This is a genomic window from Armatimonadota bacterium (genome assembly GCA_022563855.1).
Classification (GTDB): domain Bacteria; phylum Armatimonadota; class Fimbriimonadia; order Fimbriimonadales; family Fimbriimonadaceae; genus JADFMN01.
Window position 1 is genome coordinate 192,485 of sequence record JADFMN010000002.1, and the last position, 14,758, is coordinate 207,242.

15 protein-coding genes are annotated in these 14,758 nt (G+C 59.2%); 8 read left to right on the forward strand and 7 right to left on the reverse strand.

The features are described 5' to 3' along the window. Positions 1-21: 21 nt before the first annotated feature. On the reverse strand, positions 22-1,677 hold the full coding sequence (locus tag IH944_03275) for a choice-of-anchor B family protein (protein MCH7903569.1): 1,656 nt from the start codon (positions 1,675-1,677) through the stop codon (positions 22-24). 93 nt (positions 1,678-1,770) lie between these two features. Here IH944_03275 and IH944_03280 point away from each other — a divergent pair, with 93 nt between their 5' ends. After that, positions 1,771-2,547, forward strand: a complete 777-nt coding sequence (locus tag IH944_03280; protein ID MCH7903570.1) for an SDR family oxidoreductase — start codon at positions 1,771-1,773, stop codon at positions 2,545-2,547. On the opposite strand, the gene IH944_03285 is transcribed toward IH944_03280, so the two are convergent. Next, complete coding sequence (locus tag IH944_03285; protein MCH7903571.1) at positions 2,544-4,313, reverse strand: protein kinase; 1,770 nt, start codon at positions 4,311-4,313, stop codon at positions 2,544-2,546. The genes IH944_03280 and IH944_03285 overlap by 4 nt on opposite strands. Before the next feature lie 532 nt (positions 4,314-4,845). Next, entirely contained in the window at positions 4,846-6,627 is a 1,782-nt protein-coding gene (locus IH944_03290) for a family 10 glycosylhydrolase (protein ID MCH7903572.1), read from the reverse strand. A 69-nt stretch (positions 6,628-6,696) separates the two neighbouring features. Here IH944_03290 and IH944_03295 point away from each other — a divergent pair, with 69 nt between their 5' ends. Both IH944_03295 and IH944_03300 read left to right on the forward strand, forming a co-directional pair. Beyond that, positions 6,697-7,374: a hypothetical protein gene (locus tag IH944_03295; GenBank protein MCH7903573.1), complete on the forward strand. Its 678-nt coding sequence runs from the start codon at positions 6,697-6,699 to the stop codon at positions 7,372-7,374. A gap of 27 nt (positions 7,375-7,401) precedes the next feature. Then, a complete protein-coding gene (locus IH944_03300) occupies positions 7,402-8,355 on the forward strand; it encodes a hypothetical protein (protein ID MCH7903574.1) in 954 nt (317 codons plus the stop codon). Here the strand turns inward: IH944_03300 and IH944_03305 are convergent. Both IH944_03305 and IH944_03310 read right to left on the reverse strand, forming a co-directional pair. Further along, positions 8,352-8,798, reverse strand: coding sequence for a cyclic nucleotide-binding domain-containing protein (locus IH944_03305; protein MCH7903575.1), 447 nt, complete (start codon positions 8,796-8,798; stop codon positions 8,352-8,354). The genes IH944_03300 and IH944_03305 overlap by 4 nt on opposite strands. A gap of 42 nt (positions 8,799-8,840) precedes the next feature. Then, positions 8,841-9,707 carry a mechanosensitive ion channel gene (locus IH944_03310; GenBank protein ID MCH7903576.1) on the reverse strand — a complete coding sequence of 289 codons (867 nt, stop codon included), beginning with the start codon at positions 9,705-9,707 and terminating at the stop codon, positions 8,841-8,843. A gap of 73 nt (positions 9,708-9,780) precedes the next feature. Between IH944_03310 and IH944_03315 the strand changes: the two genes are divergently transcribed. The 4 genes from IH944_03315 to IH944_03330 all read left to right on the forward strand — a co-directional run bounded on the left by IH944_03315 (position 9,781) and on the right by IH944_03330 (position 12,795). Next, positions 9,781-11,157, forward strand: a complete 1,377-nt coding sequence (locus IH944_03315) for a Gfo/Idh/MocA family oxidoreductase (protein ID MCH7903577.1) — start codon at positions 9,781-9,783, stop codon at positions 11,155-11,157. A 178-nt stretch (positions 11,158-11,335) separates the two neighbouring features. Beyond that, positions 11,336-11,758, forward strand: coding sequence for a hypothetical protein (locus tag IH944_03320; GenBank protein MCH7903578.1), 423 nt, complete (start codon positions 11,336-11,338; stop codon positions 11,756-11,758). Between the two features lie 230 nt (positions 11,759-11,988). Continuing rightward, the gene (locus IH944_03325; GenBank protein ID MCH7903579.1) at positions 11,989-12,294 is read left to right on the forward strand and encodes a hypothetical protein; all 306 of its coding nucleotides are present in this window, start codon (positions 11,989-11,991) and stop codon (positions 12,292-12,294) included. A 27-nt stretch (positions 12,295-12,321) separates the two neighbouring features. Beyond that, a complete protein-coding gene (locus IH944_03330) occupies positions 12,322-12,795 on the forward strand; it encodes a hypothetical protein (GenBank protein ID MCH7903580.1) in 474 nt (157 codons plus the stop codon). 291 nt (positions 12,796-13,086) lie between these two features. On the opposite strand, the gene IH944_03335 is transcribed toward IH944_03330, so the two are convergent. Both IH944_03335 and IH944_03340 read right to left on the reverse strand, forming a co-directional pair. Further along, complete coding sequence (locus tag IH944_03335) at positions 13,087-13,677, reverse strand: hypothetical protein (protein ID MCH7903581.1); 591 nt, start codon at positions 13,675-13,677, stop codon at positions 13,087-13,089. A gap of 39 nt (positions 13,678-13,716) precedes the next feature. Further along, positions 13,717-13,875 carry a hypothetical protein gene (locus IH944_03340; protein ID MCH7903582.1) on the reverse strand — a complete coding sequence of 53 codons (159 nt, stop codon included), beginning with the start codon at positions 13,873-13,875 and terminating at the stop codon, positions 13,717-13,719. A 253-nt stretch (positions 13,876-14,128) separates the two neighbouring features. Between IH944_03340 and IH944_03345 the strand changes: the two genes are divergently transcribed. After that, positions 14,129-14,623: a hypothetical protein gene (locus IH944_03345; protein MCH7903583.1), complete on the forward strand. Its 495-nt coding sequence runs from the start codon at positions 14,129-14,131 to the stop codon at positions 14,621-14,623. Positions 14,624-14,758 lie beyond the last annotated feature (135 nt).

A 14,758-nucleotide genomic window follows, 5' to 3' on the forward strand; every position in this document is an offset into this window, starting at 1 on the left:
GCAGACGAAGACGAGGCGATTTTACGGGTTGATCTTCCAGACGACCTGATCGAAGCTGAACTGCCACGGGAAGTGTGACGCGGGGCCAACCTGCATCACCTCCATCTTGGCCTTCATGAACTTCGTTCCAGACTGGATGAACCGATCCGCGTCTGGCAGCACTGTTTCGATCGTGACCAACGAGGTTGTCACCGTTCCAGTCCCGACTAGGACGTAGCTCGCTGCGTCCCAATCGAATGCAAAGAGCTTATAAGCCAGCCCGACGGTGTCGCCAAGCCCCGTCACAGAAAACGCCAGTTTGGATGCGTGGTCCCAGGGCGCAGCCCCCGTAAACTCAACGTTAATCGGCGACTCGGACGGATTAACGGTGGGCCCCGCCGCAATCATGAGAAAGTCGCCGTCAATCTCGTCTAGCGAGGCTAGATTCCCTGATTTCAAGACACCGCGAACAACGTTAAAACTCGACACAGGCGCGTTGCGAAGGGTTGCCGCGCTCGCGTCGAGCACGAACAGCCCGCGATTCATATCGCTGACGATAATCGTGCCGCTCGGGAAGAACGGAAAGTTGCTCCAGCTGCCGCTGAACGAGGGATTGTTGTTTTCAGGATACGTATCGAACCAGCCGGTCTCGACGGGATTCACTGGATCGTCGTTCGCGTCGAATATCCGTAGGCCGCTCGTGTAATTCGACTCAAAAATGAACCCGCCCTTCAGGTACAGGTTATGGTCGATCGAGGGCTGGCCGCTCGTAAACGTGTTGACCAAGACCGGGCTGTTGATATCGCTGACGTCGAAGACGAGGGTTCGCGGTATATTGTCTAATTCGTCGTCGACGTAAAGCAGATTGCGATCTGCGCTGAGCCAGCACTGATGCGTGTACGCGACGTTCGAGTACGTAGTCCTTGACACCCTGAACGGTGCGTTCTTGTTCGTTACGTCCCAGATAATCACGCCTCTGCCTTCGCTTGCGCCGTATAGAATCTGGCGACCGGCGTACGGTCCGGAGAAAAACGTTACGATCTGCGAGTCGTGCATGCGATCCGAGCCGGTCAGCGATGCGGCGCCGACTTGCACCGGGTTGGATGGGTTCGTGAGGTCGAAGCACTCGGTTGTCCCGGAACCGTGGCTCGATATACAGGTGTACAGAAAACCGCTGTCGGTATCGAGCGCTATGTTGTGCGTGTGCTCACCTGGGACGATCGTCCTCACGAGCCTCACTACGCCGCTGTCGATCTGCGAAAGGTCGACGACTTGAATGCCTGATGCCGTCCCTTCTGTCACGATGTAACAGTGATCTCGATACACTTTGATGTCGCACCAGGAGCTGCTTCCGTGACCGATGCTGGCGAACCAGTTGGGCGCAACGGGGTTCGTCACCTCGACGAACGCCACCTTGTTGTTCAGTCCCATCAGCGCATATTCGCGTCCGGAAGGGGAAACATACCCCCAGCAGTCATTGCCAGAATTTGCAGCAAACGCGGCCAAGCTGATTTGCGCGAACAGCGCAACGTTGAAGGAGTCGAACATGAAGCCGGAAATGGATTCACCCTGATTCCCGCTCTTGTCTGACGAACGTCTTTGATCGCCGGCGGTCGGATCGAAGTCTGTTGCCGTCGTCGACTCAAACCAGAAGATCGCAAACGCCAGGCACAAAGGCACAATAATAAATCTGTTCATTTCAAGACTCTCCGAGAAAGATCAAAGCGAAAAGCAAACCGGCAAAAAGCAATTATATCATGCCCGCCTTTCACCGGTGCAATAATCGCATCAATGGAATTCGGCATTGCTGGCAAAATTGCTATGGTCGCGGCTTCGAGCAAGGGGATCGGGCTTGCGGTCGCAAAGGAACTGGCCGCCGAGGGTTGCCGCGTTTCGCTGTGCGCTAGGGGGCGAGACAGGCTCGATTCGGCTCTGAATGGGGTTCCAGGCAGCATCGGGACAGTGTGCGACGTATCGAGCGCCGACGACTTGGAACGGTGGCACGAGGAGACGGTCGCGCAACTCGGGCCGGTAGAAATACTAGTTTCCAACAGTGGTGGCCCGCCGGCGGGAGAGTGGACGTCGCTGACGGACGATCAGTGGAGGGAAGGCATCGACTCGACCTTGATGAGCGTCGTTCGCATGACCCGCCTAGTGACTCCAGCGATGATGGCTGGCGGGTGGGGGCGCATCGTCCACATCTCTAGCATCGTTGCCAAGGAGCCGCTGGCGATCCTGCCGATCTCCTCGACTTTGCGAGCTGGGCTGTCGGCGCTGACGCGACTGCAGGCCGCAGAGCTTGGACAGCACGGAATCACCGCGAACTGTGTGCTCCCTGGTCACACGCTGACGGATCGGCAGCGACATCTGGCGCAAATCCGGGCGGAGCAGAGCGGTTCGACCGAGGAGGAGATGCTGCGCCAGCAAGCGGAGGCGATTCCGGTCAAGCGCCTGGCGGATCCGTCGGAGATCGGCGCTGCCGTGGCGTTCTTGTGCTCGGAGCGAGCTGCCTACATTTCGGGCGTCAATCTGCTGGTTGACGGCGGACTGGTGCGAGGTCCCGGCTAGCCGCCAAGTTCGTCGATGATCGCGTCGATCTGACTGCGCAGGTTCGAGTTTTCGCTCGTGTACCCTTTGGCATGCCTGAGCGCATCACGTGCAGCGGATGTGTTTCCGGCGTTGCGCAAGTCGATCGCGGCGTTCAGGAAAGCGTTGACTGCGCGATCGCGGAGGCCGTTCGCCTGCTCGCCGTTTGCCTGCTGAATCGCCGTCGAGAACGCCTCGTCCGCTTCGGTCCAAAGCGATCGGCGAATCAGTAGCGACGTTGTCTGCTTTGCTTGCAGTATCGCTTGCTCTCCTTGGCGCATAGCGGCCTCCAGATCGGGCCAGGACTCCGGCGAGACGGAATCGGGCGGCGGAACAACTGGCTGAAGTTGAGAGATTCCGTCCAAAGAATCTGTATCGCCCGACGGCGGACGCACACTGCTTTCGGCGGACGGTTGAGTGCCGATGCTCGCCTCGCCGCCCGAAGGCGGAGAGATCGGGCTGTTCGTGCTGCGGTCGAGGCCGGTGGGAGTCGACTCTCGCGGTGTTTCCGCACCGGGGAAAATGGTGCCTACTTCTGCGTTTTGGGCGGTTCTCAGCAGCATCACGATCCCGAAGAACACAATTCCGACCAAGATCACGGCGATCAGAGTCTTGACGATCGCCCTCTTCGTTTCGGGCTTGATCAGCGGTTGCCGTGGGGGCGGCGGATAGTAGATCGGCAGCGGCGTCGGATTGTACGGTTGGTAGCCGGGTACCGCTTGCGTCGCCTGACTGTACGGCCCAGCAGGTGGGGGGCCAACGCCCGTTTGGTACGGCACCGGGCCGACGCCCGGCTGGTACGGCGCCGTGATCGGTGGCTGGCCAGGCCCGAACGGATTGTGCACCGGAGGCGGGCCGGCAATGACCTGACCGATCGGCGGGGCAAAGCCAGGACGGATCGGATCGAGCACGACCGCGCCCGGCTCGAACGTCGGCAAGACCTGTTTGAGCGCTTCGGCCATTGCTCCCGCGCTTTTGAAACGCAAGTCCGGCGTTTTCTGAATGGCCTGTTCGATCACTTGCCAGAGCGCGTAGTTCGCCTGTGCCGGCTGATCCGCCTGGCTGTTCATGATCGCGTACGTGATGCTGACAACGCTGTCGCCGATGAACGGCTTCTTGCCGGCGACCATTTCATACAGAACCACCCCGACCGAGAAAACGTCCGTGCGCGCGTCGATCTCGCCACCGTTGATCTGTTCAGGCGACATGTAGCTCGGCGTTCCGAACACCTGGCCGTCGAGCGTGATGTTCGGCTCGAACGTCAACCGCGCGATGCCGAAGTCGGTCAGCTTGACCAGTCCGTCGTCGAGCAGTTGAACGTTGTCGGGCTTGATGTCGCGGTGGATGATTCCGTTCTCGTGCGCGAAGCTCAGCGCGTCCAGTATGTCCAGAATGATCTCGACGGCTCGCTTCGGCTCGATGGTTCCGAGCTTGTCGACCTCCTTCCGGAGGTTCTTGCCGGTGAGGAACTCCATCGCGATGAAGTGCTTGTTGCCCTCGGTTCCGACCTCGTACACCGTCACGATGTGCGGGTGGATCAGCGATCCGGCAGCGCGGGCCTCTCGCTCGAACCGTTTGATGCGGTCTTCGCGCTGCTGCTCGCTGGCGCCGCGCGGCACCACGAGCTCCTTGAGCGCGACCCGACGTTTGATCTGCGGATCGTACGCTTCGTAGACGATGTCGTTCGAGCGTGCGATCTCGCGGATGATCTGGTATCCGCCGAGCGTGGTTGGAGGGCTTTGGCTCATGCTCTCTGCTTCTATTGTAGGCTGTTTTTAGTGGGTTCGTGTTATAGGACGGTCCTGGGGGCGTCTGGCGTTGCACTGACTCGCGCTTTGCTGACACTTGCTTTGCGACGATGCGCCGTTGGCTCACGGGCTTCCGCGCCGTTCGCTGATTCCGTGCGAGGTACACGGTAAGTGGTAAGAGTTTCACGGCCAGTCACCTCTACCCCATCCTGAGCGAGCCTGACCTGAGCTGATCGAAGGAAAGGAGCGCGGTTGAGGAGACGGCCTTCGTCTCGCGACATCAGAGCCGTCCTTGGCTAGTGGCACACGGCTTGGAATCCCTCCCCCGGCCTGCGGCCTGGTATTCACGGCTGGCGTTCGTGGCCGGGGGAGGTTAGGTGGGGGCCGGTGCGCGATCGGGTTGTGCGCGCGATGTGGCCACGTCCTTTAGGTCGCGCTCGCAGGCTTTGATCAGATGCAAGCTTGCAAGCTAAAGCATGCGCCTACAACGGCTGACCGCTCAGGGCTATAGCTTCGTGCCAACCCCGTGTTGCTAAAATCCAGCCAGCGGGGCGCCGACGAAGAACGGGAACGGGGGGTCTTGGACTCCTGATGCGTCCAGTAAGGCGCGGCGCTTTCGGACGGCGTCGAGCAAACCAGAGATCTCGTGCGGCGCGCGCTTCGGCTGCTTGAACGCGGTCGCGAACACATCCCAGTAGTCGTCCATGTTGTGGGAGAGATCGAACACCATGACGCCCTGCGTCGTGGCTGCGGCTGCCTGCAAAGCCGCTTGCAGATCTGCCGTGCTGCCGCGATAATCCGAGAGCATGATGCCCGCATACGTCCAGCACTGGCTGCGCGCTACGCGGTTGCTGATGATGCCGCCGGCCTCGACAGTTCTTCCAACGGGCTTGCCCCTCCGCATTGCGGCGAAGGTCGTCGGCACGGGGTAGTAGCAACCGGTGATCAAGACGTCGAGCGACCCCGCAAACCCGGTGTCGCGGTAGTGCCTCGTCAGGAAGGGGAACCCCGCCGAAAGCCGGTCGGAGCCGTAGTTGCTGCCGTAACTCGCATAAGCGCCGTACCATGCCCCTGCGTAGACGCCAAACTTCGTCCCCGGCCGAACGCGGTCCACAGTCTTTCGCGCATCCGCCACCCAGTCGGCCATCGTTCGCGCGCGAAACGTCAGCCACGCGTCGAACAGCGGCCCGGGCTCGATCCCGGTCGAAAGGTTCCAGTTGTACGTCACCTTGTACGCGTCATCCGGCCAGGCGACTTCGCGCCCGACGTACTTTTCAAAAGCGAGCCGAGCCTCGTCGCTGAAATCCGAGTCGATGCCCCCGAAACGCAGACGGTCGTCGAGCAGCAATCCGTCGACGTCGTAGTTCTGTAGCACCTCTTCGACGAAGCTCAGCGCCCTCTCTCGCACAGCGTCCAGATGGGGATTCATCATCAGCGGAATCTGGTTCTGCTCTTGGCCAGAGCGTAGAAATCGCGCAACGGAATCGAGCCGTAGCGACATCCCCGGCTGCGCGTATAGCCGCAAAAACGCAATTCCTTCTCCTCTCGCAGCTAGCACGGTGCCGACTGCGCTCGGATACTCTTCGCTCAAAGAAACGACGCGCCCGCTCGAATCGAGGAGCGCGTAGAGCTGCGCTGTCGGCGAGATCGATGTGCCGGTAACGAAAGCGAGATCCGCACCGTCGCTCCACTCGTTGCGCTCTTTGCTGAGGCGGACCATGTCTCCCGTAAACGCTGCGACGAGAGGGTGCGCCGAGTACCGCACCGATTGCAGGTCAGGATGCTCGTAACCCCAGCCTGGATCGCCGAACTGTGTCCCAGGCTTGCCAGAATCGCGCTGCGCGTAGCTGTGCCCCTCGCTGAACGCGTTGAGGCTGACGAAAAAGCTCAGGCCGTTCTTATGCGCTTCTAGCAGCATCGCACCGAGCGCGTCGAAATCCGCCGGCATGCTCTGCCCCTTCCACTCGGTCATCTTCGGCGCAAGCTTGCTAGGGTACAGCGTACGACCGACGATCGGTTTGACGTCGTACACAACGGTGTTGAAACCGACCGCGGCGATCTTCGCCATCAGCGAGGCCACCTTCTCCCCGGTGTTGCAACGCTCCAAGTTTCCCGTGCCGTCTATCCAGAGCACACGGCCCTGAACGCCTTCGCGCGCGGCGAACTCCTGAGCAACGCCGAACCGCGCGAGGCGCGATTGGATTTTCGTCCAGGGAAGCGAGGGGAACGGCGACGCGTACTCGAACCGGCTGCCCGGAACACCCTGAGGCGCCGCAACGGCAACCAGCGCGCCGAGGACGATCGTCGAGATCATGCTGGGCTTTTACCATAAGGGCAAACATCTTGCTAGGCTGCGACGTCCAACTTTGCGAGGAACATGAAGATGAACATTCGGCAGTTTGTGGTGTTGTTGGCGGCGTGCGTGGTTTCGGCGTTTGCAGGTGGGTACTTCGCGTCCCGGCCACCGATTCTGGCCAGCGCGCAGCAGATTCGGTCACAAGACCTGATTATTGTCCCGCGGCAAGGGCTGTTATTCGTGGACGAAACCGGGCGCGTCATTGCAGCGATGGGGCAGCAGGCGGGCAACGCGACCTTTTCGCTTCTAGACCGCAACGGAAACGCGTCGATAGTCTTTGCAGCTGGCCCGAACAGCTATGCGAGGCTGTCTGCTTCCGGCAGCGGAACGTCGTTCGAGATCGGCTCAAGGAGCGGTTCCGCCAACGTCATGCTCGCGGCGGCGTCCGGCGAATCTTACGTTCGCGCGACTGGCCAAGGACAGCGGTCAGCGTTTCTGCGAGCAGACGGCGTGTCCAGCAGTCTGTCGCTCATGAACTCTGGTTCGGCTCTTGGCGTCTCGATATCAGCCGGATCGTCGACGAGCGGAATCCAGCTGTTCGGCGCAGCGGGCAAAAAGTCGCTGGAGCTGTTGTCGGCAAAGAACGGGGGCGCGATCAACCTTTTCGATCGATCTGGCAAGGTCGGAGTCGCGTTGTTCGGTGAACAGAGTCTTCAGTTCTTGAAGGACGGCGAAGTGGTCTGGCAGGCCAACGAAAAGAAGTAAGTCCCCCTGATTCGCTAAAATGAGCGCATGTTGAAGCGTGCGCCGATTTGGATACTGGCAGGACTCATCGTCAGCGGCTGTGGGGAAGTCGGATCGGACTCGGTCGTCCACGCCGACGGCTCGTTCGACCGAACGATCACGATCTCCCTGCCGAGCATGGACATGATGCCGGACGCGGAACCGACTGACCCCGGTGAGCGACTGCGGTTGACCGACGAGGACATGTGGGATGTGTCGGTGGAAGACGCCGAAGGCGCTGTCACGCTGACGGCAACGCGCTCCTTCGCGGCAGGCGAATCGATCGACCACGACTTCGAGCTTTTGTCCGGCGATGAACCGTTCCTGCGATGCTCTGTCAGCGTTCGAACGTTGTCGAACGGGTACATCGAGTACACGGAGACGTATGAGTGGATCGGTGAGTATCCAGATCCTCCTGAATTCAAAGCAGACGAACTCGAAGGGCTTGGTACGCATCTTCAGGCGATCGGCGGCACTGAAGAGGACACTCTGGCCGTCGGCACGGAACTGACGAAGGCGATGTGGCACGTCGTGTTCGGCCCATCGGACCCGCTCATGCCAGCGTTCATTTTGAGCATGAAAAGCGCAGAGAAGAAACTAATGAAGCGGGCGGGGGAGGAGCTGCTCAGGATTCTTGAAGAGCGATTCGCATCCCGCGCTTCGTCGGTCGAGCGGCTAGCGGTCGCGCGAGCGATCATGAAGGAGTCGAACGTTATGGAGACGTTCGGCGAAAACGTCCCGACGGGAGATCCCAGCGACATTGATCCGGAGATGATGATGGAAGGGGAAGAGAGCGATAACACGACCGTCAGCATTGCATCATCCGTCACTGGCCCGGGCCGTCTCGTAGAGACCAACGGCGAATACGACTTAGTGTCCGGAGAAATATTCTGGACGCTGTACAGCCCGGCGGCCGCGCTCGGCCCGGTCGTGCTAAGGGCCGTGTTCGACCCGCAAGGCTAGGACCGCGCCAGAACGCCGTCCAGTTGCACGTTGGCGGTCCGCAGACGCTGGCAGATCAGTCGCGCTAGATTCTCCATCATGACGCACCGCATTCCGAGATCGTGCCTCATCAGGTTCTTCAACGATTGCGACTCGATCACGGCCATCTCGCTGTCGCCGCTGCTCACGACGGTAGCCGACCGCGGCTCTTCGTCGATGAGCGATACCTCGCCCAGCACGGTTCCCGGCCCAACCTCGGCGATCGTGTCGCCGCCGAACGTCTTGATATACGCGAGTCCTTTCAGCATGATCATGAGGTCCGTGTTGCGATCGAACTGGCGGACGATCGTATCTCCGCCCTCGAAAGTCTGAATCGTCGTGATCGCCAAGATCTCATCGATGTGCGTGCTGGAAAGACCACGAAATAGGTAGTTGTCGCGTAACGCTTGCGGTAATTCGACCATAACTGTCTCCGTCGCTACAGAACTGACCGTAGCCCCATAACTTTACTCCAAACTCGCTTTGGGGTCTGGGATGATGTGGACGTCTCGCTGCGGATACGGTATGACGACGCCGTTTTCCTGGAAAAGCTTGACGATCTGCACGTTGTACTGGCTGAGCAGGCGTTTGGGTCGGAAAACCTGGGTTTCGGTCCAAACAGCTATCTCAAAGTCGATGCTGCTGTCTCCGAACTGCGTCAAAAACACCTCGGGCAATGGTCTTTCAGCTATGTCAGGGCATCGGCCGGCCGCCTCCAGCATGAGCTTCTGGACGAGATCAAGATCGGATTCGTAGTGGACGCCCACTGGTACGAACAGCATCCGGCGAGCGGCGTTGTGCGTCCAGTTGATGATGCGAGTGTTGGTCAGCTCGGAGTTTGGCACGATCACGGTGGCATCTTGAACCGTCTGAATGCGGGTCGAATACGTCCCGATGTGTTCGACGTTTCCTTCCAGCCCCTCGATTTCCACGCGGTCGCCCGGCCGGACGGGCCTGGCTACGAGAAGCACGAGCCCGCTGATGAAATTGCGCGCGACGTCCTGCAATCCGATGCCGAGCCCAATTCCCAAGCCGCCGCCGAACACGGCGAGGCTCGTCATATCGAACCCCACCGAGTCGAGCGTCACCGCCATCCCAAGCACAAGAAAGCTGTAATAGCTGAGCGAGACGATCGCGTTTCGTACCCCGGAGTCGATTCGATCCTGCTTTTTGAGCATACGGATCATCAACCGCCGAAGGAGCCCCGCCAGAACGATGACCAAGATCGGGGCGACCAGCAGCAGGAGGATTCCCAGGCCGGTGATCTGCGCATCACCGAGGGTTAGCAGCGGGCGATTCAGCCAGTCGAGCCAGGTCTGCAGGTATTCGAGCACAAGCCCAATTGTATCGCGGAAGATGTCGTCTGTGCCGAACTTGCGCGTCCGGTTATAATCGGGGTGAAGGTCAATGGCTATGAAACGACGTGATTTCTTGAAAGCTGCCGGTGCGGCCGGACTCACTGCCCTCGGAGGATCCGCCAAGACGCTCGAACCCGGCAGTACCCCGTTCAAGACCCCTCGATCTCAAGGAAAGTCGGTGGCAGGCTTCCGGGCGCCGGCGCTGGAGACGGTCCGAGTTGGGTTCATCGGAGTGGGCGCACGCGGCTCCGGTCACGTCGGACAGATGCTCTTGATGGAGGGCGTAGAGGTGAAGGCGATCTGCGATGTTTACCAAGATCTCGCAGATCGGAGCGCCAAGCGCGTCGTCGATGCTGGCCGGTCCGCGCCGGACGTCTACGCCGGCGGCGAGTACGAGTATCGAAAGATGCTCGATCGCGACGACATCGACATCGTCATCATCGCAACGCCGTGGGAGTGGCACGTCCCGATGTGCGTCGACGCGATGGAGTCGGGTAAGCACGCCTTCACAGAAGTCCCTGCTGCGACAACGGTCGAGGACTGTTGGAAGCTCGTCGATACTTCAGAGCGAACGCAGCGCCACTGCATGATGATGGAGAACGTTTGCTACGGCAGGGAGGAGCTGCTCTGTTTGAACATGTGTCGTTTGGGTGTGTTCGGCGAGTTGCTGCATGGGGAGGCCGCCTACATTCACGATTTGCGCAGTCAGATGCACAGCGTGATTCGCGGGACGGGGAGTTGGCGAACCATCCACTACATGAAGCGAAACGGAAACCTGTATCCGACTCACGGGCTCGGGCCGATCTGTCAGTACATGGGTATTAACCGCGGCGACCGGATGGACCATCTATCGTCGGTCGGCTGCAATTCTCGCGTCCGTTCAATCTATGCGAAGGAGAATTTTTCTGACGACCACAAATGGAACCAAGGCTCGTTTGTCTGCGGCGACATCAACACGTCGATTGTCCGAACGGTCAACGGTCGGACGATCATGATTCAGTGGGACGAACAGTTGCCGCGGCCTTACACGCGATTGAACTTCATTCAGGGCACGAAGGGCGCTTGGGCAAGCTATCCGAACCGGTGTGCGATCGACGGGATCAGCAACGGAACTGGTGCGTGGGACAGCGATGACGAACTTGGCAAGTTCTACGAGAAGTACGAACACCCGATTTGGACGGAGGTAGGCGATGCAGCTCGCGAAGCAGGCGGGCACGGCGGGATGGATTTCGTGATGCTTTGGCGCATCGTCTACTGTCTTCGCAACGGCCTTCCGATCGATCAAGACGTTTACGACGCAGCGTCGTGGTCTGTGATCTCGCCGTTGAGCGAATGGTCTGTGGCCAATCGCGGGGGTTCGATCGACGTGCCTGATTTTACGCGCGGAAACTGGCGCAGCGTCAAGCCGCTCGTTATCGAGCCGTAGCGCATGAAGAAGGCGCGCCCTCAAGAGTCCGAGGGCGCGCCGAATTATCAGCGTTGAGACTTTCCTACAGAGTTATCTTCGTTTCCTCCCGGCAGCTCTGCTCTTTCTGCGCACTGACCGTGCAGCGATTTTCATCTTTGCACTAGACGTTCGAGACTTCCTCGCGGTTGTCTTTCTCTTGACCGTTCGCTTGCGCTTCGGGGCTGCGCGTTTCTTCGCCGCCATCTTCCGCTTCGGGGCTGCGCGTTTCTTCGCCGCCATCTTCCGCTTCGGGGCTGCGCGCCTCACGCTCTTTCGAGCTGTGGTCTTGCGCTTCATTCGCTTCGGCGCTGCCTTCCTGGCAGTAGTCTTCTTCTTCGTCGTGGCCTTTCTGCGCACAGCTTTTTTAGCTGCGGGCTTTCTGGCCGTGGTCTTCTTTCTTGCTTTTGTTCTTTTTGCGACGGTTCGTTTCTTCGTCGCCCGTTTGGGCGCGGATTTTCTTGCCGCCGGTTTTCTTTTTGCGACCTTTTTCTTAGTCGCTCTCTTCATGGCCATGTTTTGGTCTACCTCCGAGAAGCATTGCATCATGCAATACGCTTCCGCACAGAAAAGGACGAGGTGAAGGTGTAAAAAGCGTTGAATCTAAGCAAAACAGTTGCACGCTTTTCTATTGCATGTTGCAGTTGCAACACATTGTTCTCGGATGTTTCATCAAAAAACTTGATGAGTGCGCTCTGTAATTGACGCGAGTCAGCGACGTTTTGTAATCCTGCGTACGCGATCTACGCAGTGCGCGAGACGAGAGGAATCGGCACGCAATGACGCAAGAATCGGCGCATTGCGTGATCGACGGTGTCTGGTGGCGCAATAGGTGAGCGAGCGATTCAGAAGATGCTCGGGCACGAGGTTAACTGTGCGAAAGTTCCGGGGTACAACGTATCTACTGACATGCCCGATGCCGATCTGATCCAGCGATACAATTACGATTCGTTCGTGCGCGAAAAGTTTGGGCCGTGGATGCGGTTCGCCGAGAGTCCGCGTCTCGGAACGCCCGCGACGGACCACAAGCTCTGGCGCCTTGATGAGTCCGAGACAAGTTTCAAAGAGACGTGGATGAAGCACGACTTTCTGGTCGTCGAGTTCGGGAGCTTCACGTGACCGTACTGCGGGATGGCGGCGTCATCCATGGATCAGCTGGCGGCAGAGTTCTCGGATCAGAACGTGGGCTCCGTCTTTCTGTACACGAACGAGGCGCACCCCGGCGAACATTATCCACACCTTACATCCATGCAGCAGAAGTTTCTGCATGCACGGGATCTTCGCGACAAGCAGGGGGTGACCCGACAGATTCTCGTCGATTCGCTGGACGGGGCGTGCCACCGGGCATACGGCTCTATGCCGAACATGGCCTGGATCGTCAATGGCGCTGGAATACCCGTCTACAAGTCGGACTGGACCGATGCGCACTCTATTCGGAACGCGATTCTGTACTTTCTTGATCTCAGCGAGCGGCGCGAGTCCGGAGAGCGGGTTGCACCGTTTCGAGTCGAGCGACTGGACTACCGAATTCGCGACGCCACCGCGTTCATGAAGGGGCTTGAACTAGCCGGGCCAAAGGCTGTGCGAGAGTTCAAAGCCGAGTTCCCGGGCGGGCATTGACCCGCTAGCCATGCCGGACGGCCTATCTTTTTGCTAGGAATCGCCTTGGCTTCTTGACAGAGCCGGAACAATCGTGTACATTATTAATGTCTCCATCGTCCCGGGATTTGCTCTCCCCTTGCCCGGTGTCTGGTGGGGACATTTAAATTTGCCTTGAACCGAGAGAGCCCACGGGCCGATCAGCCAGTGGGCTTTCCCTATGCTTGCGCTGCCGCGTCACTTGGATTTGAGCAGATTCTTCAGCTTCGCGGCGATTGTCTCGCTAGACGGAACTCCGTCTAAATAGGCTCGTCAGCCAGGAAATCCGGGGACTGGCGGCTTCGCCATACCCATGAGATCGACGCCCGCGACCAGCACCGTCGGCGTCCCGTATCCGATACTAGGATCGTCTACCGGCAGCTGCGATACATCTACCAAAGTGTACTGATTCTCCAGGCCAAGATTCTTGAGCGCTGCCTCCAAGTTCTTGAGCATGAGCGGCGCATTGGGACAGCCCTCCGCCGTCAACAATTGGATTCTCTTCCTGTCATTTAGAATTTTGCCCAGTTCCTTGTGCAGCTTTTCGCCGTTCAGCAGTCTCTCGTCCCGGCCGTAAAGGCCGAGCTGGTGCATCCAGTAGTCGGGCATTGGCGCATTGTCCTTCCACTTTGCCTCGCGGTTGAAAAGGAAGTATATGTCCCAAGCCACCGGATGTCGGGCGGGCATCTCCAGCGTCTTGCCGAAAGCTTGAGCGATCTCGCGATCGCCGTCCCAGTAAAACATGAAGCGGTCGTCGTCCCAATCTTTCAGTCGCTCGACGGCTGCGTCTCTGTTGTCCGTGCGAAGCATCGGAAGATAGACAATGAAGAACGCGATATTCTCATCGGCATACTTCTTGGCCAAGTCATCCCGCACCACACTGGCGCCGTGGATGCAAGCCCCTCAAGTCGGTGCGATTATCGCTACCACGCGCGGCTTGCCAACGGCATCGTTGAAGTCCTTCGCAAAACTGGCCGCGTCGCGCAACTCGTCCGAACCATCCGTCTGAGCACTTTGCACGTGGACAATCATAGCCGTCGCGATCATAGTTGTTAGTATCATAGATTCCTCGTGTTCGTCGGCCCGATCTTAGGACGCTGTCCGCACCGCGTGGAATGGGAACCACCCGTGTGCCGCTATTATGGCTGGGGCAACGTGCCCAACATCATCACTCGTCTTGCGGTGCCGGGCCATAACGATCCGAATAACTGCTGGCTGAGTTAGTTCCGCTTGGGGTCACAAGGTCCCAGGCCTTCTTTGCCACGCAACTTGCGTAATCAGCGTAACATCCGATGTGGAGGGAGCTGCTTTTCCAGTGGAACACGAATTTGAGCACCGGGCGTACGGTTCTGATGAGCCGTTGAGCGAGGACGAGGTCCAGGCGATCATCGAACGTTATGGCGAAGGGCAGTCCGGCGGCGACGGCCAGGCTACGGTGAAGGATGTCGCCGAGGCGCTGCACGTCGAACCGTCGGTTGTCGGGCGGATGCTGTCCGACATCCGCACCGCTGATTCATCCGAGCAGCTAAGAGAGAGACTTGAAGCGCTGGAGCAGGAGAACGCCGAACTCCGCGCTCACGCTGATCCGAGCGAGGATTCTTGGTCGGCGTTCGACTGTTGCACGCCGTGGAGCTACCGGCGCGGTCGAAAACCGCGCAGTCGCTTCCTGATCATGATTCTTATGGTCTCGCTGTTCGTGATCATTGCCCCGCTGATGAGAGCCGGACCAAGGTTTGGTCCGCTCGGGCTGATAATCTTGATTCTCGGCTGTGCGCTCTTGGTGAAGTTCCTGCGCAGCGGCCGGTCCTGAGCTGTTCAGCTTGCTTTGGCAAGTTTCAATAGCTTCCCGGCAAATCCGGGTTGATTGTAGGACGTTGTCGGCCGCGCGGTCGGACCCGCGACGGCTCGGCAGAAAGTTGGCCGACGGCTATCGCCGCCGGCCTTC

Coding starts and splice junctions, on each gene's coding strand:
- IH944_03305 (MCH7903575.1), bottom strand. CDS start 8,798: ATGGTCGAATTACCGCAAGCGTTACGCGACAACTACCTATTTCGTGGT.
- IH944_03285 (MCH7903571.1), bottom strand. CDS start 4,313: ATGAGCCAAAGCCCTCCAACCACGCTCGGCGGATACCAGATCATCCGC.
- IH944_03295 (MCH7903573.1), top strand. CDS start 6,697: ATGAACATTCGGCAGTTTGTGGTGTTGTTGGCGGCGTGCGTGGTTTCG.
- IH944_03300 (MCH7903574.1), top strand. CDS start 7,402: ATGTTGAAGCGTGCGCCGATTTGGATACTGGCAGGACTCATCGTCAGC.
- IH944_03315 (MCH7903577.1), top strand. CDS start 9,781: ATGGCTATGAAACGACGTGATTTCTTGAAAGCTGCCGGTGCGGCCGGA.
- IH944_03280 (MCH7903570.1), top strand. CDS start 1,771: ATGGAATTCGGCATTGCTGGCAAAATTGCTATGGTCGCGGCTTCGAGC.
- IH944_03330 (MCH7903580.1), top strand. CDS start 12,322: ATGGATCAGCTGGCGGCAGAGTTCTCGGATCAGAACGTGGGCTCCGTC.
- IH944_03340 (MCH7903582.1), bottom strand. CDS start 13,875: ATGATACTAACAACTATGATCGCGACGGCTATGATTGTCCACGTGCAA.
- IH944_03290 (MCH7903572.1), bottom strand. CDS start 6,627: ATGATCTCGACGATCGTCCTCGGCGCGCTGGTTGCCGTTGCGGCGCCT.
- IH944_03275 (MCH7903569.1), bottom strand. CDS start 1,677: ATGAACAGATTTATTATTGTGCCTTTGTGCCTGGCGTTTGCGATCTTC.